The sequence below is a fragment of the Opitutaceae bacterium genome (genome assembly GCA_041395105.1).
Lineage (GTDB): Bacteria > Verrucomicrobiota > Verrucomicrobiia > Opitutales > Opitutaceae > B12-G4.
In genome coordinates this window covers 51,190-71,991 of record JAWLBB010000011.1, presented here as the reverse complement: position 1 = coordinate 71,991, position 20,802 = coordinate 51,190, and the positions used below count along the sequence as shown (strand labels likewise).

Annotated in this window: 15 protein-coding genes; 7 read left to right on the top strand and 8 right to left on the bottom strand. The window is 61.7% G+C overall.

The window, feature by feature from the left end; all coding sequences use genetic code 11:
* Positions 1-112 precede the first annotated feature (112 nt).
* Together R3F07_20050 and R3F07_20045 are read right to left on the bottom strand one after the other, a co-directional pair.
* Positions 113-2,821, bottom strand: coding sequence for a PAS domain-containing protein (locus R3F07_20050; GenBank protein MEZ5278685.1), 2,709 nt, complete (start codon positions 2,819-2,821; stop codon positions 113-115).
* 92 nt (positions 2,822-2,913) lie between these two features.
* A complete protein-coding gene (locus R3F07_20045; protein MEZ5278684.1) occupies positions 2,914-3,150 on the bottom strand; it encodes a hypothetical protein in 237 nt (78 codons plus the stop codon).
* An 84-nt stretch (positions 3,151-3,234) separates the two neighbouring features.
* Here R3F07_20045 and R3F07_20040 point away from each other — a divergent pair, with 84 nt between their 5' ends.
* The 5 genes from R3F07_20040 to R3F07_20020 all read left to right on the top strand — a co-directional run bounded on the left by R3F07_20040 (position 3,235) and on the right by R3F07_20020 (position 11,591).
* Positions 3,235-4,140 carry a LysR family transcriptional regulator gene (locus R3F07_20040; GenBank protein MEZ5278683.1) on the top strand — a complete coding sequence of 302 codons (906 nt, stop codon included), beginning with the start codon at positions 3,235-3,237 and terminating at the stop codon, positions 4,138-4,140.
* A 212-nt stretch (positions 4,141-4,352) separates the two neighbouring features.
* On the top strand, positions 4,353-5,747 hold the full coding sequence (locus R3F07_20035; GenBank protein ID MEZ5278682.1) for a TolC family protein: 1,395 nt from the start codon (positions 4,353-4,355) through the stop codon (positions 5,745-5,747).
* Positions 5,748-5,887: 140 nt separating this feature from the next.
* The gene (locus tag R3F07_20030) at positions 5,888-7,789 is read left to right on the top strand and encodes an efflux RND transporter periplasmic adaptor subunit (GenBank protein MEZ5278681.1); all 1,902 of its coding nucleotides are present in this window, start codon (positions 5,888-5,890) and stop codon (positions 7,787-7,789) included.
* 17 nt (positions 7,790-7,806) lie between these two features.
* Positions 7,807-9,954 (top strand): efflux RND transporter permease subunit, encoded by a 2,148-nt coding sequence (locus tag R3F07_20025; GenBank protein MEZ5278680.1) that lies wholly within the window; start codon positions 7,807-7,809, stop codon positions 9,952-9,954.
* On the top strand, positions 9,954-11,591 hold the full coding sequence (locus tag R3F07_20020; protein MEZ5278679.1) for an efflux RND transporter permease subunit: 1,638 nt from the start codon (positions 9,954-9,956) through the stop codon (positions 11,589-11,591). The genes R3F07_20025 and R3F07_20020 overlap by 1 nt, the downstream gene beginning before the upstream one ends.
* A gap of 17 nt (positions 11,592-11,608) precedes the next feature.
* Here R3F07_20020 and R3F07_20015 read toward each other — a convergent pair whose 3' ends face one another.
* The 4 genes from R3F07_20015 to R3F07_20000 form a co-directional block, all read right to left on the bottom strand.
* Entirely contained in the window at positions 11,609-12,187 is a 579-nt protein-coding gene (locus R3F07_20015) for an RNA polymerase sigma factor (protein MEZ5278678.1), read from the bottom strand.
* Positions 12,188-12,189: 2 nt separating this feature from the next.
* Entirely contained in the window at positions 12,190-12,618 is a 429-nt protein-coding gene (locus tag R3F07_20010) for a periplasmic heavy metal sensor (protein ID MEZ5278677.1), read from the bottom strand.
* Positions 12,619-12,621: 3 nt separating this feature from the next.
* Positions 12,622-12,981, bottom strand: coding sequence for a hypothetical protein (locus R3F07_20005; GenBank protein ID MEZ5278676.1), 360 nt, complete (start codon positions 12,979-12,981; stop codon positions 12,622-12,624).
* 132 nt (positions 12,982-13,113) lie between these two features.
* A complete protein-coding gene (locus tag R3F07_20000; GenBank protein MEZ5278675.1) occupies positions 13,114-15,180 on the bottom strand; it encodes a copper-translocating P-type ATPase in 2,067 nt (688 codons plus the stop codon).
* 294 nt (positions 15,181-15,474) lie between these two features.
* Here R3F07_20000 and R3F07_19995 point away from each other — a divergent pair, with 294 nt between their 5' ends.
* Complete coding sequence (locus R3F07_19995) at positions 15,475-15,708, top strand: hypothetical protein (protein MEZ5278674.1); 234 nt, start codon at positions 15,475-15,477, stop codon at positions 15,706-15,708.
* Positions 15,709-15,719: 11 nt separating this feature from the next.
* Here R3F07_19995 and R3F07_19990 read toward each other — a convergent pair whose 3' ends face one another.
* Positions 15,720-16,442 carry a response regulator transcription factor gene (locus R3F07_19990; protein MEZ5278673.1) on the bottom strand — a complete coding sequence of 241 codons (723 nt, stop codon included), beginning with the start codon at positions 16,440-16,442 and terminating at the stop codon, positions 15,720-15,722.
* A gap of 230 nt (positions 16,443-16,672) precedes the next feature.
* Here R3F07_19990 and R3F07_19985 point away from each other — a divergent pair, with 230 nt between their 5' ends.
* Positions 16,673-19,066 (top strand): tetratricopeptide repeat protein, encoded by a 2,394-nt coding sequence (locus R3F07_19985; protein MEZ5278672.1) that lies wholly within the window; start codon positions 16,673-16,675, stop codon positions 19,064-19,066.
* Positions 19,067-19,068: 2 nt separating this feature from the next.
* On the opposite strand, the gene R3F07_19980 is transcribed toward R3F07_19985, so the two are convergent.
* Positions 19,069-20,679 (bottom strand): hypothetical protein, encoded by a 1,611-nt coding sequence (locus R3F07_19980; GenBank protein MEZ5278671.1) that lies wholly within the window; start codon positions 20,677-20,679, stop codon positions 19,069-19,071.
* Between the last annotated feature and the right edge of the window lie 123 nt (positions 20,680-20,802).

The window sequence follows — 20,802 nt, the reverse complement described above, 5'->3', positions numbered from 1 at the left end:
GCTCCCGATCAGGTTTATCACGCCCAGCCGATAGCCGGACAGTCCGACTGTCACGAGGGGATCGCGGATTCCCATCGGACACTCGGTCAGCCCGTCACGAACGTTGTGCGGGTTATCCCAGGACCGATTTGAGCACCCGGCCGAGGTCGGCGGAACGGTAGGGCTTGGAGAGGACTCCGGTGAATCCCTTGGCCAGGTAATCGGCCTCGGTTTCATCGGTGTTGTAGCCGCTGGAGACAATGGCCCTGACGTTCTCATCAATGCTCTTGAGCTGTCGGAGAGCCTCTTCGCCACCCATCCCGCCGACGATGGTCAGGTCGAGGATGACGGCATCGTAGGGGCGGCTGACGTTGTGGTATTTCCGATACATCGCGATCGCCTCCTCACCGTTCTTGGCGACTTCGCATTCGTAGCCGAGGATTTCGAGCATGCCCGCGGCGACTTCGCAGATGTCCTGGTCGTCATCCATGACGAGGATGCGTCCGGTTCCGAATTTGACGGCCAGCTTTTCATCCGCCTGCTCCGCGGCGCTTTCCTCGACCACGGGGAGGTAAAGCGAGAAGACCGCACCGCGGCCCTCGGTTGATTCGACCCGCACGGCACCCTCGTGCTTCTCAATGATGGTTTTGACCATGGCGAGTCCGAGCCCGGTGGCCCGTTCTTTTGTGGTGAAGAACGGGTTGAAGATCCGGTCCATGTTTTCGGCGGGGATGCCGTCGCCGGTATCGCCGACGGCGACCCGGATGTATTCCCCTCCCGGGAGATCTTTGATTTCCCTGTCGGTGAGGACGACGTTCTCCGCACCGATCTCGATCCGATCGCCTTCCTTGGTCGCCTGGAGCGCGTTGAGGATGAGGTTCTGGACGACCTGGGAGATCTGGGCGGCGTCGACCCGGGCCGTTTTCAGATCGTTCGGCACGTAGCTGGCGACTTTCTTGCTGGTTCCCGAGGTGGCCAGGGCGACACAGTCCCGGATCAGGCGGTCGAGCCGCTGGACCTTCTTGCCGACGTTGCCGGCCTTGGCGAAGGAAAGCATCTGCCGGGTCAATTCGCGCGCCCGCAGGCAACCCTTCTCGGCTGCGTCGAGGGGCTCGAGCTCTTTCTTGTCCTTGGCGAGAGAGATGCCGCCGAGGATTCCGGCCATGATCATATTGAAATCGTGGGCAATGCCGGCCGCCATCGTTCCCAGCGCCTCCATCCGGTTGCAGGTGATGATCTCCTCGGGGGTCTTGCCCATCTCGCCGGGATCCCGGAAAATGAGGGCGGCTCCGAAAAGATCGGAAGCCTCGTCGTTGATCATCTGGCAGCTCAGGAGGATGGGGCGATCGGTCCCGTCCGGTTGTTCGAGGGCGAACTGATCGCTGAGCGGGATGGACTCCCGCGAGGTCAAGACATGGTCGACCATGCCATCGACCCGCTCCCGGTTGGCGATGCGGATGCAGTGGAATACCTTCTCGAGTTCCTGCCCCCGCGCGGTGCCCGGCGGCACCCCGGTCAGAACTTCGGCTTTTCGATTGGCCAGAAGAATCCTCCCCTTTGAGTCGGTCACGATGACTCCTTCGGCCACCGCGTCGAGGGCGGCGGTCAAGGGAGCGGAGGCCGTGGTGTGATCGGAGTCACCTCCGCTCTTGCCCGGCTGTATTTGAAGACCAATGACGCGGACGAGGTCCTTGTTCCTGTTGGTGACGCGGATCAGGCTGGCCTCAAGATTCTCCCAGTGGCCGTCCTTGTGCTTGAGCCGATAGCGACGGCTGAGCGTGGGACGGTTCAATTCGGGGTCGCCGAAGAAGGAGTCAAGACCGGCTGCGGCGTCCCCCGGGGGCAGCAACTCGAGGAATCCTTTGGGAGTCGGGTCGAGCTCCTGGTCGGAGTAGCCCAGCTGTTTGCGCCAGACCGATGAATAGAACGCGGTGCCTTCCAGGAAATCGAGGTCGAAGAACCCGCGATCCGAGTGGTTGAGGAAGGTGAAGAAACGATCCTCGTTCTGGATGCTCTCCTCCTCGATCTCCTTGCGCTCCTGGATATCCAGATGGATTCCGATCACCCGATTGAGTTTTCCATCCGCATCAAACTGCTGGATGCCCCGGCTCTGCAGCCACTTGAATCCGCCGTCGCGGCAGCGCATGCGGAACTCCAGGTTGAAGGGACGGGTTTCGTCCGGCTTTCGGCGAACCGACTGATGGGGGGCCGCGTCGGAGTCCTCGGGGTGGATCAGGTCAATCCAGGTGCTTTGGGCATTGGGCAGCTCGTCATCGGCAAATCCGAGCATCTTCTTCCAGCCGGGTGAATAGTAGATCTCGCCCGAGCCGAAATTGAGGTCAAAGAGGCCGAAGTCGGTTCCATCGACCAGGAGGGACCATTTCTGATCCGAGTCGGGCGCGACAACCGGCGGGTTGGTCGTAATCGTCGGAACGGGCGCGAAAGGGGAGGGTTCGGTCCGGATGGAGGCGAAATAGGCTTCGCCGGCGTCACTGATCCTGAGGTGGACGGTGAGGGGTGCGCCCGTATCGCCACGGGCAGCCGGCACGGGTACCCGGGTTTCGAGCGCACTGCTCAGAAGGAGATCCCATTGAATTCGAAGTCCTTCCGGATCCGTTTCGATGGCAAATTCGAGAAGCTCCAGAATGTGGTGTTCAAGAAGCGCCGCGGGTTCGTAGCCAAAGATGTCAGCGGCGGCATGGTCCACGAACTGAATGGTGCCATCCGGGGCAAGGAGCAGGATGCCTTCGCCCGCGGCCTGGGCTCTCGGCGGCTCCTGAACTGGAGAACTGACGAGCTTGAGGGGATTGGAGGGAGGTGAATCGGTACTACTCACACTCATCCGGTCGGCAGTCGAAAGGCCGAAGCCAAGATCCGAATCCCGGCTCCGGTCATCTTTTACAGGGTGTTTACGACTCGCCTGGGCGATTTCGGTCAGACCCAGAAGCTTTGGCGGGGAAGACGGTGCAGGCTGACCCGCACCCCCCGGCGTGGAGCACCGGTTCGGAACTCGGAGATCCCGAGGCTTCCGAGGGCAGCCAGGATGAGGAAGGCGAATGCCATTTCGTAGGTTGAAAATCCCGTCAGCCGGACGGCCAGAGCAAGTGCGCCGAGCAGGAGGACCATGGCGGCACCGGCTGCGAGGATGGTGGTGGTGTTCGTGTTGTTCATAGCGTTTATAAGTTGCGTTCACTATCGCCGCACTTGACCAATAGGTAAAATACTTGTTTCTTATAGCTCTCATAGTTTTTACCTATGGAAATTCATCAGATCCGCTACTTCCTTGCGATCGTCCGTGAAGGAAACTTCACCAAGGCGGCAAAGGCCTGCCATGTTTCCCAACCGTCGCTCAGCCAGCAGATCCTCAAACTCGAGGATGAATTGGGCCAGCCGCTCTTTCACCGGCTGGGTCGCAGGGCGGTGGCCACGGATGCGGGAGAGAGCTTTCGGCCGCGGGCCGAGAGGATCATCTCCGAGATCGAAAACGCCTCCCGTGAACTGGTGGATCTCACGAAGGAGGGAGGCGGCCGACTCTCCGTAGGGGGTATTCCGACGGTAGTTCCCTACCTAATGCCGGGTGTGATGGCCGAACTGAGACGATCCGACCCCGGTTTGCGGGTTGAATTGCGCGAAGGGATCCTCGGTCCGATCATCGCCGCCGTCCGATCTGGAGAACTGGACCTGGCGGTGACCTCACGGCTCGATCCCGAATCGGGACTCCACTTTGAGCCGCTTCTCACGGAGCCACTCTGGCTGGTCCTCAAGGCCGATCATCCGCTGGCGGGCCTCGAGGCAGTTCCGATCGAGTCACTCCGGAAGGAACCGTTTGTCTTCCTCGGCGAGGCCAGCAGTCTCGGGCACCAGGTGACCCGGTTCCTCGAGGTTGTCGGCTTCGCTCCCGACGTGGTGGCGCATTGTTCCCAGGTCCGGACGGTCAAGAACCTGGTGGCCGAGGGAATCGGACTGTCGTTTCTCCCCGCGGTGGCGGCCGGCCCGGTTGGCAGGTCCCGTCTCGTGTACCGGCGGCTTCAAGGGATCAGCCCGTTCCGCGAACTCGGAATTGTCCGCCACCCCCAGCGCTACTTCGGCTCGGGAGCGAGGCGTTTTACCGAAGCGACCAAGGCCCATGTCTGTGCGCTGCGGGAATCGACCATCCATTGAATCCCCTTGCCTGAATCAACGGACTCAACTGCGATAAACTTGTGTTCGGGCCGGTATTTTCTTCGGGAAAACCGAGGGATTCAGCAGTCTGTTCCGTTTCACGTTCACACTCCAGGAATCCGGATGGTCACACCCATGATGAAAGCAGGCAGTCGCGCGAATCCCCCCATCCGGCCGGGCGGTGGTCGGACAGAACCGGAACTGAGGCTCCAGTGGTAACTCCAGCTGCAGATTCGAGATCCGGGAAGGCTGGCGATTTCCTGAGTCTCTGGGCCCGCCGGCTGCGCTGGCCGGCGGCTCCCTGCCGGAAAGGGGTCGGGAGTCTGTTCCTGTTGGGCCTGCTCGGTCTTCCAGGGGCTCCATTGAATGGCGGTGGCGCCGAGCCTGAAGCTCCGTCAGTCCTGGGAACGAGCCTGGAGGCTTTTCTGGAACGCGCCAATTCGGCAAATCCCGGACTCCGCGCCTTTGAGGATCATTATGAAGCTGCAATGCAACGGATTCCCCGCGCCGGCTCCTTGCCCGACCCGAGAATCCAGATCACCAACTTCGTGGAATCGGTTCAGACCCGGACCGGCACCCAGGAAAACGTGGTCATGCTCGCCCAGACTGTTCCTTGGTTTGGCAAACTCAACCAGGCCAAAGCCGCCGCCTCGGCCGAAGCCGAAGCTTTATGGTTCTCCTACCAGGCACGGCAACTGGCGCTCGCCCGCGCTGTTTCCTTCGGGTATTTCGAATACGGCTACCTTGGCCGATCGCTCGAGCTCACCCGTCAGAAACTCTCCCTCCTCAGGCAATTGGAGCCGGTGGTGGAGGAACGGGTTCGGGGCGGTGGCGACATCAATCCGCTGCTTCGGCTTCAGGTTGAGATCGGGATGATGGACGATCGCGAGAAATCCATCCTGAGGAAGCGCGAGGCCGAGAGTGCCCGCCTGAATGGGCTTCTTGCACAACCGGCACAGGGGGTGTTGCCCTGGCCCGAATGGGCCGCCCCGCAAACGGAATCGCTGAACCTGCCGGGATTGTTGAGCGCGCTTGAGTCGAACAATCCGGAGCTGGCCATGCTCGATCGCAAGGTTTCCAGTGCGGAGGCGCGACGCGAGCTGGCCGCCCTCGAGAACCGCCCCGAGTTGACCTTTGGCGTGAACTATATCCAGACCGACGCCTACCCGGGGTCGACCGCCGCGGACGCCGGGAATGATCCCTGGGGTGTCACCATCGGGATCAGCATCCCGATCTGGGCTGGGAAGAATGAGTCGGCGCGGGGGGCGGCCCTGGCGGCCCGGTCGGCAGCCGGTAATGAGCGGCTGGACCGGGAGAACACACTGAAGGCGGAGCTGGCTGTGCGGTATTCAAATCTTGAAGACGCCAATCGCCGGCTTGAGCTTTACGGCGACAGGCTGCTCAGTCTGGCCCGCCAGGCTCTGGAGATCACGCGGGCCAGCTATGAAGCGGGTCGGGCGACCATCCTCGACGTGATCGACAGCGAGCGCTCCCTTCTCGAACTTGAACTCAGCTACTGGCGGGCGGCGGCGGACGCGTGGCAGAGCCGCATCCACATTCAGACCCTGGTCAACCGACCCATCCCCGATGTTTCACCGGAATCGTGAGAGATGGCTTATGGTAGCAATCGACAAGAAGATGAGTATCTCCGTCGAACCATGATTTTTCCTGTGCCGCTTTATCTCGAGTCTTCTGATTCGCCTGCGACTCAGGATGCTGCCCCGGACTTTCCTGCCCGCCTGTGCCGATGAGCCGAAACAGATGGATCCTGCCGGCCGTGGCCGGTGCCGTGGCCCTCGTTCTGGGATTGATGATCGGACGTGTCGTGTTTGGTGGGCGACCCTCGGTGGATCGGCAGGCTCATGATTCGGCTCCCACAAACGCGGCGGTGCCCGCGACCTGGACCTGTTCGATGCATCCGCAGATCCGGCGGCCGGACCCGGGGGCCTGCCCCATCTGCGGGATGGACCTCATTCCCGTGATCGAGGACACCCATGGGGATAAAGGGGCGCGTGTTCTCATCCTGTCGGAGAGTGCGAAGGCCATCGCCGCCGTCTCGACGAGCCGGGTCATCCGGATGTCGCCGGAGGTTGAGGTCCGGATGGTCGGCAAACTGGACTTCGATGAGACCCGTCTCAAGACGCTGAGCGCACGCTTTACGGCCCGGATCGAGCGGCTCTACATCAACTACACCGGGATCCGTGTCAATTCGGGCGACCATCTGGCGGAAATCTACAGTCCGGATCTGCTTGCGGCCCAGCGGGAGCTGCTCACGGCGGTCGAATATGATCCGGATGGGCTGACGGCCGAGGTGGCCAGGGGAAAGCTGCGCCTCTGGGATCTGCTGCCGGAGCAGATCGACGGGATTATCAGGAACGGAACGGCCCGGGATCTCTTCGAACTGAAGGCCCCTCTCGGCGGAGTGGTCGTCCAGAAGAACGTGAAGGAAGGGGATTATGTGAAGACCGGAGATCCTCTTTTCCGGATTGCCGATCTCTCCGTGCTCTGGCTCCCGCTCAAGGCCTTTGAGTCGGATCTTCAGTGGTTGCGCTACGGCCAGAAGGTCGCCTTCCAGGTCGAGTCCTTCCCGGGCGAGTCCTTTGAGGGCCGGATTGTTTTTTTTGACCCTGTCCTTGACGACCGCACCCGGACGGTCGGTGTCCGGGTCGAGGTTCCCAACCCGGATGGTCGCCTGAAGCCGGGAATGTTCGCCCGCGCGATCGTCTATTCCCACATCGCCTCGGGGGGGAGGGTGATTGCCCCCGAACTGGCCGGGAAATGGATCAGTCCGATGCACCCGGAAGTGATCAAGGATGGCCCGGGCCAATGCGACGTCTGCGGGATGGATCTGGTCCCCATCGAGGCTCTCGGCTACGTCACCACGGCCGGTGAGGCGCTCCCCCTGGTCGTGCCCGCCTCGGCGGTTCTCCTGACCGGCAAGCGGGCCATTGTCTACGTGGCCCTTCCGGATCGGGAGAGACCGACTTATGAGGGGCGGGAAATCACGATCGGACCACGGGCCGGAGATGTGTTCATCGTGCTCGAGGGATTGGCAGAAGGCGAGGAGATCGTGACGGACGGGGCGTTCAAGATCGACAGCGCCCTGCAGATTCTGGCCCGTCCGAGCATGATGAACCCTGTGGGGGGAGGCACTGCGCCCGCCCACCTTCATGGGGCGGATCCCGGTAAGGAGCCGACGACTGGGGTTGACTCCGATGACGGGAGCGGTCGGGAAAAGCTCCTCGCGCTTGGCGTCGATGGCGCTCGGCGAATCCTCCCGTTCTACCTGGATCTGCAGAAAGCGCTGGCCGGTGACGCGCTCGAAGCGGCGAAAACCGCTCTCCTGGCGATGCTTGAGACGGTCGGGCCCGGTGCAACCCTGGCGCCCATTCTCCATCCCATGCTTGAAGCGGACGACCTTGACGGGATCCGCAGACCCGGGTTTGACCAGCTTTCCAACGCCATCATCCCGGTCGTCCGCGCGAACCCGGGCATCCTGGCCGGTCCACTTTACCTGATCCATTGTCCGATGGTGTATCCGGATCATGGAGCCGATTGGCTGCAGGAGGGGGAAGGTGTCCTCAACCCCTACTTCGGGGCGGCCATGCTCAACTGCGGGGAAACGAAAGAACGGATTGCTCCGCCCTGATCGGAAAGCCTCCTCGCATGTCTTCCGATCCGCATCCATCCCTGATCGACCGATTGATCCGGTTCTGCCTGGAGAACATACTGGTCGTGGTTCTCGCGACGACCGTCTTGGTCCTCTGGGGTCTGATGGTCGCTCCTTTCGATTGGGAGTTTGAACACCTGCCACGCGATCCGGTCCCGGTGGACGCCATCCCGGATATCGGAGAGAATCAGCAGATCGTCTTCACCGAATGGACCGGGCGCTCGCCCCAGGACATCGAGGACCAGATCACCTATCCGCTGACGACGGCGCTTCTCGGCCTCCCGGAGGTCAGGACGGTCCGCAGCTACTCGATGTTCGGGTTTTCCTCGATCTATATCATCTTCAAGGAGGATTCCGAGTTTTACTGGACCCGCAGCCGCATCCTCGAGAAGCTCAACAGTCTGCCGGGCGAAACCCTTCCGGAGGGGGTGCAACCCCGGTTGGGGCCGGATGCGACGGCTTTGGGGCAGGTTTTCTGGTACACGCTCGAGGGCAGGAATCCCGACGGCGAATCGACCGGAGGGTGGGGCCTGGACGAACTGAGGAGCACCCAGGACTGGCTTGTGCGTCATGCGCTCCAGGGAGTCGACGGGGTGGCGGAGGTCGCCTCAATCGGTGGTTTCGTCAGGGAATACCAGATCGATGTCGATCCCGATGCGCTCCGGACCTATGGAATCGCGTTGGCGGATGTCTTCAATGCGGTTCGGGGAAGCAATCTGGACGTGGGGGCGCGAACGATCGAGGTCAACCGGGTTGAATATGTCATCCGGGGGCTGGGCTTCATCCGCAACCTGGATGACCTCCGACAGACCGTCATCACTCAGCGCGACAATGTCCCGATAACCCTGGATCGGGTGGCCACGGTCGGGTTCGGTCCGGCCCTGCGGCGCGGAGCGCTCGACAAAGCCGGAGCCGAGGCGGTTGGCGGGGTGGTTGTCACCCGCTACGGCGAGAACCCGCTGGCGGTGATCAAGCGGGTGAAGGCAAAGATTGCGGAGATCTCGGCCGGATTGCCCCGCAAGACCCTGGAGGACGGCACGATCAGTCAGGTCACGATCCAACCGTTCTACGACCGGACCGGGCTCATCCATGAAACGCTGGGAACCCTCGAGGATGCGGTTCGTCAGCAGATTCTGGTGACAATCATCGTGGTCATCGTGATGGTCATGCATCTGCGGAGTGCCTCCCTCATATCGGGGGTCCTGCCCCTGGCGGTTCTCTTTGCCTTCGTCGGCATGCGCCTGCTGCACGTGGATGCCAATGTGGTTGCGCTTTCCGGTATCGCCATCGCGATCGGGACGATCGTCGACATGGGGGTGGTCCTGGTCGAGAACATCCTCAGGCATCTCGAAAAGGCATCCCCCGAAGAGAATCGGCTCGAGGTTGTCCATCGGGCCTGTTCCGAAGTGGGAGGGGCCGTCCTGACCGCCGTCCTGACGACGGTCGTCAGTTTTCTCCCCGTCTTCACGATGGAGGCGGCCGAGGGGAAACTCTTCCGTCCGCTCGCCTATACCAAGACCTTTGCGCTGATCGGGTCGGTCATCGTGGCCTTGACCGTCATCCCGCCGCTCGCCCACTGGATCCTGGCGGGACAATGGCGCGCGCGATGGTCGAGAACCGGTCTCTGGGTCGGGGTGGCCTCGGCGGGCATCCTTGGCCCGATCTTCGTTCCCGCTTTTCCGGGATGGCTGGGCGCTGTGTTCATCGGCGTGGCGGCCTTCCATCTTTTCGGTGCGGTCATCCCGAAGCCGGCGCGCCGGATCGTCCATATCGCCTTCAATCTGATTGTCGCGGTAATCGTTGCCCTCTGGTTGGCGGCCGATTGGAAACCGCTTGGACCGGAAGCCCGACTCGGCAATATCTTCTTCGTTTTTCTCACGGGCGGCGGTCTGCTCGGCTTCTTCCTTGCCCTCACCCGCTACTATGGCCGGATCCTCACGGTCATCCTGCGGAGGAAGTCGCTGTTTCTGTTGATCAACGGCCTGATCGTCCTTTCGGGATTTCGGTCTGGCTGGGTGGGGACTCTCTTTGGTTGGATGCCAGAATGGCTGCGGCAAACCCGGCCGTTCGTGGCGATGGCCCATCTGGTCCCGGCCTGGGCAAGGAATTCATGCCGGATCTGGATGAGGGATCATTTCTCCTGATGCCCACGACCATGCCCCATGCCTCCATCGGCGAGGTCATGGATGTGGTCACGAAGCTGGATATCGCCATCAATGCCATCCCGGAGGTGGAGATGGCGGTCGGTAAGCTCGGGCGGGCCGACAGCCCGCTCGATCCCGCGCCGATCTCGATGATTGAGACGATCATCACCTGCAAATCGGAGTTCCTAACCGATGACGATGGTCGAATCCGGACTTTTGCCTACGATGGAGAGACGGACGAATTCCGGCGTGACGCCGCCGGAAATCTGGTTCCCGACCGGCACGGGAAACCGTTTCGGCAATGGCGCGATGGGATTCGCAGCAAAGACGATATCTGGGATGAGATCATCAAGGCGGCGCGGGTTCCGGGAACCACCTCCGCCCCGAAGCTGCAGCCGATTGGGGCGAGGATCGTCATGCTCCAGAGCGGGATGCGGGCTCCGACGGGTTTGAAGGTTTTCGGACCTGATCTGGCGACGATCGAAGAGGTCGCACTGGAGATCGAAGGTTTCCTCAAGGAGGTGCCGTCGATCCGGGCGGATGCGGTCCTCGCGGATCGAATCGTCGGGAAACCCTATCTGCAGATTGAGATCGACCGCGATGCCATCGCGCGCTTCGGGATCAAGATCCGGACGGTGCAGGAGGTCATCGAAGTAGCCATCGGCGGCAAACCGATCACGCAGACGGTCGAGGGACGCGCGCGCTATCCGGTCCGGGTGCGTTATCCCCGGGAATTACGGGACACTCCGGAAGCGATCGGGGCCATCCTGGTCAGCGCCCCGGACGGGACCCAGATTCCCTTGCGGGAACTGTCGAACATCGAGTACCTGCGGGGCCCCCAGGTCATCAAGAGCGAGGACACTTTTCTCGTCGGCTATGTCATCTTCGACAAGATGCCGGGGTATGCGGAAGTCAATGTGGTGGAAGAGGCGCAGCGTCATCTGCAGGAGAAGATCCAGAAGGGCGAATTCCTGATGCCCGGAGGAGTCAGTTACCGTTTCACCGGGAATTATGAGAACCAAATCCGGGCGGAGAAGAAGCTGCGACTCATCCTGCCGGTGGCTCTCTGCGCCATCTGGCTGATCCTCTATTTCCAGTTCAGGCGGATCACCACCACCTTTCTGGTTTTTTCCGGAATCCTTTTCGCCTGGTCGGGTGGATTCATCCTCCTCTGGCTCTATGGCCAGCCTTGGTTCATGGATTTTGATCTTTTCGGCCGGAACCTCCGTTCCCTTTTCCAGATGGGAACGATCAACCTGAGTGTGGCGGTATGGGTGGGTTTCCTCGCCCTCTTTGGCATTGCCACGGACGATGGCGTCCTCGTCTGCACCTATCTGCAGCAGGTCTTTCGCGATCGCAAACCCGACACGATCGAGGAGATTCGTTCGGCGACGGTTGAAGCGGGCATCCGACGGGTCAGGCCGGCCGTGATGACCAGCTCGACCACGATTCTCGCCCTCCTGCCGGTGTTGACCTCGACCGGACGCGGCTCGGACATCATGGTGCCGATGGCCATACCGACCTTCGGCGGCATGTTTCTGGCCATCCTGACCGTCTTCGTTGTCCCGGTCCTCTACTGCGGGGTGGAAGAGATCAGGATCCGATTTGCGGATACGGGACGCCGGAGAACCCTTTGATTCTCCGGGTCGCTTCGTCAGCGGGCGCGCTCTGACAGACGGGACAGGCTTCGCTCGAGGCGCTTCTTCGCCCGGCGGATGCGCAGTTCGATGGTCTTGGGCGTGGTTGAGAGGATTTCTGCGACCTCCTTCTGCGGGCGCCCCTCTAACAGGCAGAGGACGAGAGGACTCCGCAGCTTCTCAGGCAACCGGGTGATCGCTTCCCGCAGTTGATCCAGTTCCTCCGAAAGGGCGGCCTGTTCGGGAGCCGGATGGAGATTCCGGTCGGGGATGTCGAAGGCCGGTTGGCCGTCGGAAACCGGTTGATCGAGCGAGAGGAATGCCGGTTGGCGGGACCGTTTGCGGCCGGCATCCCGGCACAGGTTCAGGGCGATGGAATAGATCCAGGTCTTGACTCTTGACCGGGGACGAAAGGAGGAAGCCTTGAAGTAGGTTCGGACGAAGGTCTCCTGAACGATCTCACGGGCGGTCGTTTCGTCGCCGGTCGAACGCAGGACGAAATAAAAGAGAGGCGTCTGGTGACGCTCCATCAGGGTTTCGAGGGCGGCCTCGTCACCGGATCGGATGGCTTCAAGCAGAGGAAGATCGTCGTCCACGATCAATGGAACTCGGTCAAAGCCAGCTCCGCATAGTGAATGAGCTTCTCCTTTTGTGAGGGATCGAGCACGGATGCCATCGTGAACAGGTGCTCGATCGAGAGCTTCTGCAATTCCCCCATCTGATGGTGAACGTGTTCGACCGCCAGGGCCACCTTCGGAGTGTAGGCACCTTCCTCACGGATCAGGGCCGCCAGGTCGCGATTCGCAGCAGCATAGGCCTCCCGCAACGGCCTTTCCTCCTTTGCGTAGCTTTCCTCGATCTGCTCGAGGACATCACTTTGCTCTTTGGTCAGGTCCAGTTGGGCGTGGAGCCAGTCATGAACCGATTCGGCCGTCGGTGGTTTCCGCTCGACCCATTGGCGGGTCGCGATGGCCGAAATGGCTGCGACCCCGGTGACCACGATGAAAAACAAAACGGTTGGTTTCATGGTTCAGCGAGGATAAAGACGGGTCGTGGTCGCGTCGCCGGGCAGGAGATCAACCGGAGCGAAAACGTCGAAGTGAAGAGAGCGCCGGGCGTAGACGGCATCCGCTTCCCGTTGCGAACGCAGATGGGTCAAGGCCTCGGGGAGGGATCCTATGACGAGGGCGACGGCGACGGTGGCGGCCGCGATCCACGGTTTCCCGAGCAATCCCTTCCAGGGAAAGAGGGCCAGCCCCGCTTCCGGCGACCGGGACGCCGCCCGGCGATGGCGAATGGCTGCTCGAACCTCTCGACGAAGATCGGGGGCGGCGGGTCGCGGGGCGAGGCGGAGACGTCCAAGCAACTCGTCAATCGGCTCTTGATTCATGGGAAGGAATGGATGGTGGTTCAGTCGGTCGATGGGAGGTGGGTTCGACCCCGGCTTTCTGTTCAACGCGGGCAGGACTGATTCTCCCTCGGATTCTTTCGAGTGGCCGATGCGTTTTCGGGTTTCCGACGATCAGAGTTTGAGCGATTTGAGCCTGAGGGCGTTGGAGACGACGGAGATCGAGCTCAGGGCCATGGCGACTCCGGCGATCATCGGGTTGAGCAGGATGCCGTGGATTGGATAGAGCAGACCGGCGGCCACCGGAATTCCCAGGCTGTTGTAGCAGAAGGCGAAAAAGAGATTCTGCTTGATGTTGCGGAGAACGGCCCGGCTCAGATGAACGGCCCGGACGAGGGCCTGGAGGTCACCCTTGACCAGGATGAGTCCGGCACTGTCGATGGCCACATCGGTTCCGGTTCCCATGGCGATCCCGACATGGGCGGCCGCGAGAGCCGGTGCATCATTGATCCCGTCACCGCAGAACGCGGTCAATTCCCCCCGCTCGGCGTGCTCACGGACAATCCGCTGCTTGTCCTCCGGTCGGACGTTCGCATGAACAAGATCAATGCCAAGCGCCCTGGCCACGGCATCGGCCGTACCCTGGTTGTCGCCGGTGACCATGCCGACCCGGATTCCGAGCCGGTGAAGCTCTCGGACGGCTGATTCCGCGGTCTCGCGTATCCGATCCGTCAGGGCTATCGCCCCGAGGAGTTCATGATTGCGTGCCACCAGGATGATGGTTTTGCCGGCCGGGTCGATCGTATCGATGAGCGCGGCCGCCTGACCTGGATCAACTCCGGCATCATTGATCACAAAGTCCGGCCGTCCCACCCGGGCCGAGTCCGGACCGGTGGTCGCGCGAACTCCGCCTCCCGTGACCGCTTCGAATTGATCCGCCGGGGTCAGTTGGAGGTCACGATTGCGGGCTTCCCGGACCAGGGCGCGGGCAAGGGGATGTTCGCTTCCGAGTTCGGCGGCGGCGGCGGCGCTCAGGAGGGTCTCTTCGCTGATCCCGTTGACGGGATGAAGACTATCCACGCCCGGCCTTCCTTCGGTCAGGGTTCCGGTCTTGTCGAGGAGAATCGTATTGACCGATTGGAGGCGTTCAAGGGCCTCGGCGTCGCGGACAAGAATACCGGCCTGGGCGCCTCGTCCGATCCCGGTCACGATCGAGACCGGGGTCGCCAGGCCGAGGGCGCAGGGACAGGCGATGACGAGGACGGCGACCGCATTGACCAGCGCATAGGTGAAGGAGGGCTCGGGTCCGATCGCATACCATGTGATGAAGGTGAGAACGCTGATGGCGAGGACGACGGGCACGAAGATGCCGGAGACGCGATCGGCCAGACGCTGGATGGGCGGTTCGGTTTCCTGGGCGGTCTTGACCAGTTCGATGATCCGGGCAAGGATAGTCTCGGATCCGACCCGTTCAGCCCGCATGATGAAGGCGCCCTGAGTGTTTCCTGTCCCGCCGAGCACGGGATCTCCGCGGCTCTTGTCGATGGGAACGGACTCGCCGGTGATCATGGATTCGTCCAGCGCGCTGCCGCCTTCCTCAATCGTCCCGTCGACGGGAACCGTCTCTCCGGGGCGAACCCGGAGCCGGTCTCCCCGCAGGATCCGATCAATCGCGACATCCTCCTCCGCGCCGTTGGCCGCAATTCGGGTTGCGGTGCGCGGCGCCAGTTGGACAAGCGACCGGATGGCCTCTTCGGTTCGTGCGTGGGTGCGCTGTTCGAGAATCTGTCCGATCAGGACGATGGTCACGATCATCGCGGTCGCTTCGAAATAGAGCGGGGGATGGCCGTCGTCGGCCAGCGCATCGGGAAGCCAGTCGGGAAAGATGACGGCGAAGGCGCTGTAGAAGTAGGCTGCCCCGATCCCCGGAATGATCAGGGTAAACATATTGGTGTCTCGTTCGAGGGTCGAACGGACAAAGCGGCGGATGAAAAACCAGCCGCACCAGAAAAAGACGGGGGTGGTCAGGATGAACTGGATCCAGGGTGAAAGATGCGGGTTGATCCATGAATCGAGGTCGAGTCCGGGAATCATCGGGCCCATGGCGAGGGCGAAGACGGGAAGGGTGAGGGCCAGCGCCAGGTAGAACCGGGGACGAAGGACGGCTTCGGACGGCAGGCCCATATAGACCGGTTCCGTCGAGAGAGCGGTGGTCGTTTCAGACGGCGCGGGTTCGGCCATGGGCAGGACTGTCGCAGAGGACAGGCATCACGACAAGATCCGGCTTGGGCGGACGGTCGAAACAGCCGGTCGTTCCCGGAGTGTTCCGGGTTGTTTGGACGGTTGATCTGAAGCGGAGCACAACCTCGGGTGATTATGGCCTAAATGATAGGCGGAGCCGGCCGATGTAGAGATTTGTTACCCCGATGTAAAATCTGAGCGCTTTCGGCGACAAAACTCGATTTCTGGCCATGTTGGGTTGAGATGCCTGTTGAATCCCGATTCGCACCCCGCCGGCGCTTCCGGTCACAGAAAATGAGCAAGAAACTTCCCAAACCGACTCCGTTTCCCGCGGAGAAACTGCCGAAGAAGATCAATGATCTTCGGGGTGTGGGCGAGGGTGAACTGAGCCGTTACTTTCCCCGGGGCCGGGAGTCCGCGACGATTGACACTGCGGGCCAGCGGGCCGACCCCCTGCGGGTCAAGGCGGCGCAAGGTCTGGGCTTGAGCAAGGGTCGGCGGTTCTTTCGGGCAGGACCCAAGCGTTGAGGCGGTCGTCCTCAATGCCCTCGGGAAGCCCGTGAGTAGGCGGCGGATCGAGAGGGCTCCTGTTGCTGGACCCAGAGGACGGCGTGACGGACGAGATGGGCCGAGTCCTCGATCATCAGCTTGCTCTTGATATGCTCGCGATGGGCGTCGACCGTCTTGATGCTGACCTTGAGCTGGACGGAGATCTTCCGGCTGGTCAGGCCCTTCCCAAGCAGAGTGAACACGTGGAGTTCGCGATCCGAGAGGCTTGAGATATCCAACTCACCGCCTTGCGAAGGGCTCTTCAGCCGTCGCTTCAGGATGGAGGCGGCCAGATTTTCGGTCATGGCAAAACGTCCATCCATGACCGATTCGATTGCGCTGAAGATGGAGTTCGCCGGCTCGTCCTTGGTGATGAAGCCGAGGGCTCCGGCCTTGAGCGAGCGCTCGGCAAAGAGAGGATCATTATGGGCCGAAATGACGAGAACGCGGAGGCCCGCGAACTCGCCGAGGAGGTCCTTGATCAGGGTGACACCGTCCGAGTCACCGAGCATCAGATCAAGGAGAAGGAGATCAACGGGGTGCCGGCGCAGCTGCTGTTTGACCTCGGAGGCTGAAGAGGCACGAGCGACCACCACGATCCGTTTGTCTTGTTCAAGAAGGGCGATCAAGCCCTCGCGAACCATCAGGTGATCTTCCGCCACGAGCAGATTCCAGCGGGAGGGGTTCGTTGTCGCGTTTTCTGAACTGAGCATACGGATCGACGTCGGGGACGAGGGCAGGACTGCAGGAACGCGCCAGGCGTCCGCAGCAGGGAGGGTCTTTAGCAGAATCCGGAGTGGGATGAAAGCCAGGAATTGGCCCGGCCGGCGGGGATCCGGGCTTGCCTGGACCGCGCTGATGACGGTTCGACCTGCCGGGTATCCGGTATTGCCATGCCTCGGGCAATGGTGAACATGGGGCGCCTCCTGAGGGAGCTGAATATATGGAAAGTCCGGGCACGATCGGCGGTCATGGTTTCCGACCCAGCGGGGGGTGGTTTCGTCTTGCAGGGAAGGCGCTGCTGTTGGGCCTGGCTGGTCTGTCGTGTTCCGCGGCTGTCGTGGACGACCGGCCGGAGGTTCCCATCCGCTTGGAAATGGAGCGGCTCGTCTCCCTGATGGAGACCGATCCCGTCGAGGCCATGACACTCGGGTTGTCATTGCTTGAGTCGCCGTCCGCGGGGGATCCGGCGATCGAGGCCGCCCTGCGTCTCCAGATCGCGGCTCTGGCCAGGGAACAAGGCGACCTTTCCCGGGCCAGGCTCGAGGCGAGCCGGGCACGGGAATTGGCCGAGTCCATCGATGATTCGCAACTTACTGCATCGGCTCTGAACGAAATGGTCGGGGTCCTGCTGGGCGAGGGACAGGTCGAGGGAGCACTCCGATTGGCCGAAGACTCACTGAGCATCCGAAGAAGCCTGGGGGATCAGTCGGAGATCGCAAAGACCTTGAACAATATCGGCCTGATTCACTCCCAGACCGGGCAGTATGCGCAGGCATTGGCCTACTATCTGGAAAGCCTTCGATTGAAGGAGGAGATCGGCGACGACCAATCGGCAGCCGGCACCCTGAACAACCTGGCGATTGTCCGCTTTGAAATGGGCGACTATGGGAAGTCGGTGGCGGATCTCGAGAGAGCGCGGGCGATCTACGAGAAGTCGGGAGAGCTTCCGGGTCTGGCCGATGTCCTCGACAATCTTGGCCGGGCCAAGCGCGAGCAGGGGGAACTGGATGAAGCGCTTCGGCTTCACCTCGCATCGCTCGAGCTTGAACGGCAGATGGCCCGGCCCGAAGGGATCGCCGTCTCACTCGCCCATGCCGGGCTTGTCTACAACCGGCTGGGGCGGCACGAGGAGGCACTGCGTTTCAGCGAAGAGGCACTCGCCATCAACCGATCTCTCGGCCTGCCGCGGGGGCTGGCATTCTCGCTTCTGCATCTCGGGATCGCTCAATTCCGCCTTGGGAATCTTGAAGCGGCCTCGGACGCCCTGAACGAAGGGATTGATCAGGCGTTACGGGCCGGAGACCGGGGATTGCTCCGGGAGCTCCATGGGAACCTTTCCGAAGTCCAGGCGAACCAGGGGCTCTTCGCCGAAGCCTATGCCTCTCTGCAGGAATCCCGGCGGATTGAGCAGTTGATTGCCAGCCGCGAAATCGGGAATCGGATGGCTGAGCTGGAGGCGAGCTACAAGTTCGACCGGAAGGAACAGGAAATCGAGATGCTCCAACTGGAGCGTGAACTGCAACAGCTGACGATCGAACGCAGTGAACAACAGATCGCCCTGCTCGCCCAGGAGAACCGCATGAACCAACTGGGCCGGAATTCGTTGATCGGTGCCTTCGTCGCGGTGTGCATCGTCCTGATGGTTCTGCAGAGTCAGTATCGTCTGAAGCGTGGTACTGAACAGGCCTTGCGGGAGAAAAACGCCGAGATCGTCCGCCAGAAGGAGATGGTCGAGGCGCAGGGTCGAAAGATCGGTGAAGCGAATCGGGAACTTCACCTGACCAACATGAAATTGCGGGAACTTTCGCGGGCGGTCGAGCAGAGCCCGACTGGCGTTCTCATCACGGATCGGGACGGAGCCATCACCTACGTCAATCCTCGGTTTACCGAGGTGAGCGGTTTCACTCTCGATGATATCAGGGGCGCAAATCCCAGGATCTTTCAATCCGGGCATCACGGCCGTGACTTCTACAAACGTCTCTGGAGCACCATTCTGACCGGACGGGTCTGGCGGGGGTGCTTTGTCAATTGCCGCAAGGATGGCTCCCTTTATCAGGAGGAGGCCACCATCTCCCCCGTCATCAATGAAGTCGGGGAAATCGTCAACTTCGTCGCCGTGATGGAGTACCATCCCCTTGGCGATGGCGATGGCGATGGCGATGGTGGGAAGCCCTCGGTCATTGATGACCGGGCCAACTCCGAATCTGAAACCCGCCCGGTCCGTTCCGTCGCCGGGCCGCTTGGGAGGCGGGTTGTCGGGGTGGTGGACCTGCCGGTCAATCGAAAGGTTCTTGAGCACCTGCTCAACGCACTGAACTGCACGGTTTCGTTTGTTCGCGATGAAGATGAGCTGGAGAAAGCGATGGCCGGTAAGTCATTCGATCTGCTGGTTCTTGACCCGGATGCGAAGCGACGGAATATCTCCGATTGGATCGGCACGGTCCGTGGGTTCGATCAGGGAACATCCTTGCCGATCATCTGTATCGTCGACGACGATCACGAATCGGGTGAACGCCCGGCGGAGGCCGGAGCGGATGGTGTTCTCGTCCGACCCGTCAGCCTGTCGGCCCTCCGTGAGGAGCTCGACCGGTGCGGCAAGATCGGACGGTCCTGACCTCAGGCCATTCCCCTTAAGGCGAACCGTCGTGAGAGACCGCCTTTGCGACTGCGGCCGCGTCCCTTTTCTGGAACCGGGTCGGCGATGACGGGCGGCTCGAAGGATCCGGCTTCCATCACGGGCTCGGATTGAAAAGCCGTGTCAGGTTCGGAAATCGTTTTCGCATGGGATCGCTTGAGCGCTTCGATCCGTTCACGGGCTCCATCGAGTTCTTCGACCCAGGACTCGATCATCAGCAATTCGCGTTCGTCCCGCTCCAGATCTTCGGTGAGTCGCGATTGTTCGACGGCCAGGGCGGCTTCGGAATCCTGGAGTTCCCGCCGCTGGTTCTTCACCTCCCGGATATGCTGGAGATGTGCGGGTGTCAGGGACTCGGTGATTTCCTGTCCGGACAATTCCGCCGACAGGGTCTCGATCTGAAGCTGGAGAGTGGATCGTCGTGAGCAGATTTCTTCCAGATCCAGACGACGGGCTGCGAGGGATTCAGCCAGTCGCTCAAGCCGGTCGATGAGTGATCCACCTGATGCGAGGCCGCCCTCGCCGGTCCGTTCGTACCGGGCGCGCAGATCGGCCACTTCTTGTTCAAGTTCGACCTGGCTGGCCCGCGCCTGTGCGGCCGTGCGGGAAATCTCTTCCAATTCGGCTTCGAGCCCGCGACGGGCCTCGTTGGCCGCATTCAGGCGTTCGTTCAGTTCGCGCACATCGGATGACGAAGTCCCGTTGGCGCGGCGGTCTCCCTTGCTCAGGGGCAGTGATCCGATGGACGAGCGCAGCCATTTGCCGTCCGGCCCGGGAGTGGCCCCACTCCGCTTGCCGTTCGGCTGGCCCTGCTGGAGGGCCTCGAGTTTCGTCCGCAGTTCCTCATTGGAGCTTTCCAGCGCCCGGCGCTCTTCCTCCCAGGCGAGCCTTGCCGCCTCGACCTCACGCTGGGCATCCATCAGGAAGATTTTCTGCTCCTCAAAATCGTAGCGTTGATCCTCCAGCTCGCTCGCCCGGCGTTCGAGTTCCCGTTTCGCTTCGTCTGAGACTTCCGCGGGGCCGGCGGTGACCTGGAGTTCCCTGACCTGTTCCCATTCCTCTTTGAGAAGCTGGCGCTCGAGTTCGAGTTCCTGCCGCTCGGATTCGATTCTTATCAGGGCGTCTTCGAGCGGATTCTCCGGGCCGGAGGTATCGATTTCCGATTCGGATTCGGGCTGGAGGAATCGGCAGCAGCGTTCCCATTCACCGGGATCAATCCCGGCTTCACTCGAGATGGCCCGGGCATCCATGCTCAGACGATTCAGGATCTCCTGCGGATTGAGCGGCAGGAGGAACACGTCTCTTGCCCCCGCCCGCACGGCACTGATCACTTCGTCGGGGCTGAGATTCTCGGCAACCAGGTAGACGGGAGTATTGGATTGGGAAGTGCACAGGCCGCGGAGGAATCCATCGAGATCATCAGCGGCGGAGAACCAGGCTGCGATGATGACATCGGGCGTCTCGGCTGCCAGCGTGGATCCCGGATCGCTCCTCGGCACCAATTCGCGTTGGAAGATCCGGCCTTGATGGGACAGGAAAGCCCGACCCCGAAGGCGGTTGTTTTCGCTTCGCAAAAGGATGATGGATGACATGAGGAATCGTTGGTCGGAGCCTGGCAGCGCGCCCCGAAGGGAGGTGCCCATTCAAGGAACGGTTGCAGACCTGCCGGCCTTAAGGGAATCGCCGTGTATTCTTGGCCCTTCCCGGCATGAATT

Bases quoted from the DNA above. Each gene is read 5' to 3' on its own strand.
- R3F07_20050 (MEZ5278685.1), bottom strand. From the start codon at position 2,821: ATGAGTGTGAGTAGTACCGATTCACCTCCCTCCAATCCCCTCAAGCTC.
- R3F07_20045 (MEZ5278684.1), bottom strand. From the start codon at position 3,150: ATGAACAACACGAACACCACCACCATCCTCGCAGCCGGTGCCGCCATG.
- R3F07_20040 (MEZ5278683.1), top strand. From the start codon at position 3,235: ATGGAAATTCATCAGATCCGCTACTTCCTTGCGATCGTCCGTGAAGGA.
- R3F07_20030 (MEZ5278681.1), top strand. From the start codon at position 5,888: ATGAGCCGAAACAGATGGATCCTGCCGGCCGTGGCCGGTGCCGTGGCC.
- R3F07_20025 (MEZ5278680.1), top strand. From the start codon at position 7,807: ATGTCTTCCGATCCGCATCCATCCCTGATCGACCGATTGATCCGGTTC.
- R3F07_20020 (MEZ5278679.1), top strand. From the start codon at position 9,954: ATGCCCACGACCATGCCCCATGCCTCCATCGGCGAGGTCATGGATGTG.
- R3F07_20010 (MEZ5278677.1), bottom strand. From the start codon at position 12,618: ATGAAACCAACCGTTTTGTTTTTCATCGTGGTCACCGGGGTCGCAGCC.
- R3F07_20005 (MEZ5278676.1), bottom strand. From the start codon at position 12,981: ATGAATCAAGAGCCGATTGACGAGTTGCTTGGACGTCTCCGCCTCGCC.
- R3F07_20000 (MEZ5278675.1), bottom strand. From the start codon at position 15,180: ATGGCCGAACCCGCGCCGTCTGAAACGACCACCGCTCTCTCGACGGAA.
- R3F07_19995 (MEZ5278674.1), top strand. From the start codon at position 15,475: ATGAGCAAGAAACTTCCCAAACCGACTCCGTTTCCCGCGGAGAAACTG.
- R3F07_19990 (MEZ5278673.1), bottom strand. From the start codon at position 16,442: ATGCTCAGTTCAGAAAACGCGACAACGAACCCCTCCCGCTGGAATCTG.
- R3F07_19985 (MEZ5278672.1), top strand. From the start codon at position 16,673: ATGGAAAGTCCGGGCACGATCGGCGGTCATGGTTTCCGACCCAGCGGG.
- R3F07_19980 (MEZ5278671.1), bottom strand. From the start codon at position 20,679: ATGTCATCCATCATCCTTTTGCGAAGCGAAAACAACCGCCTTCGGGGT.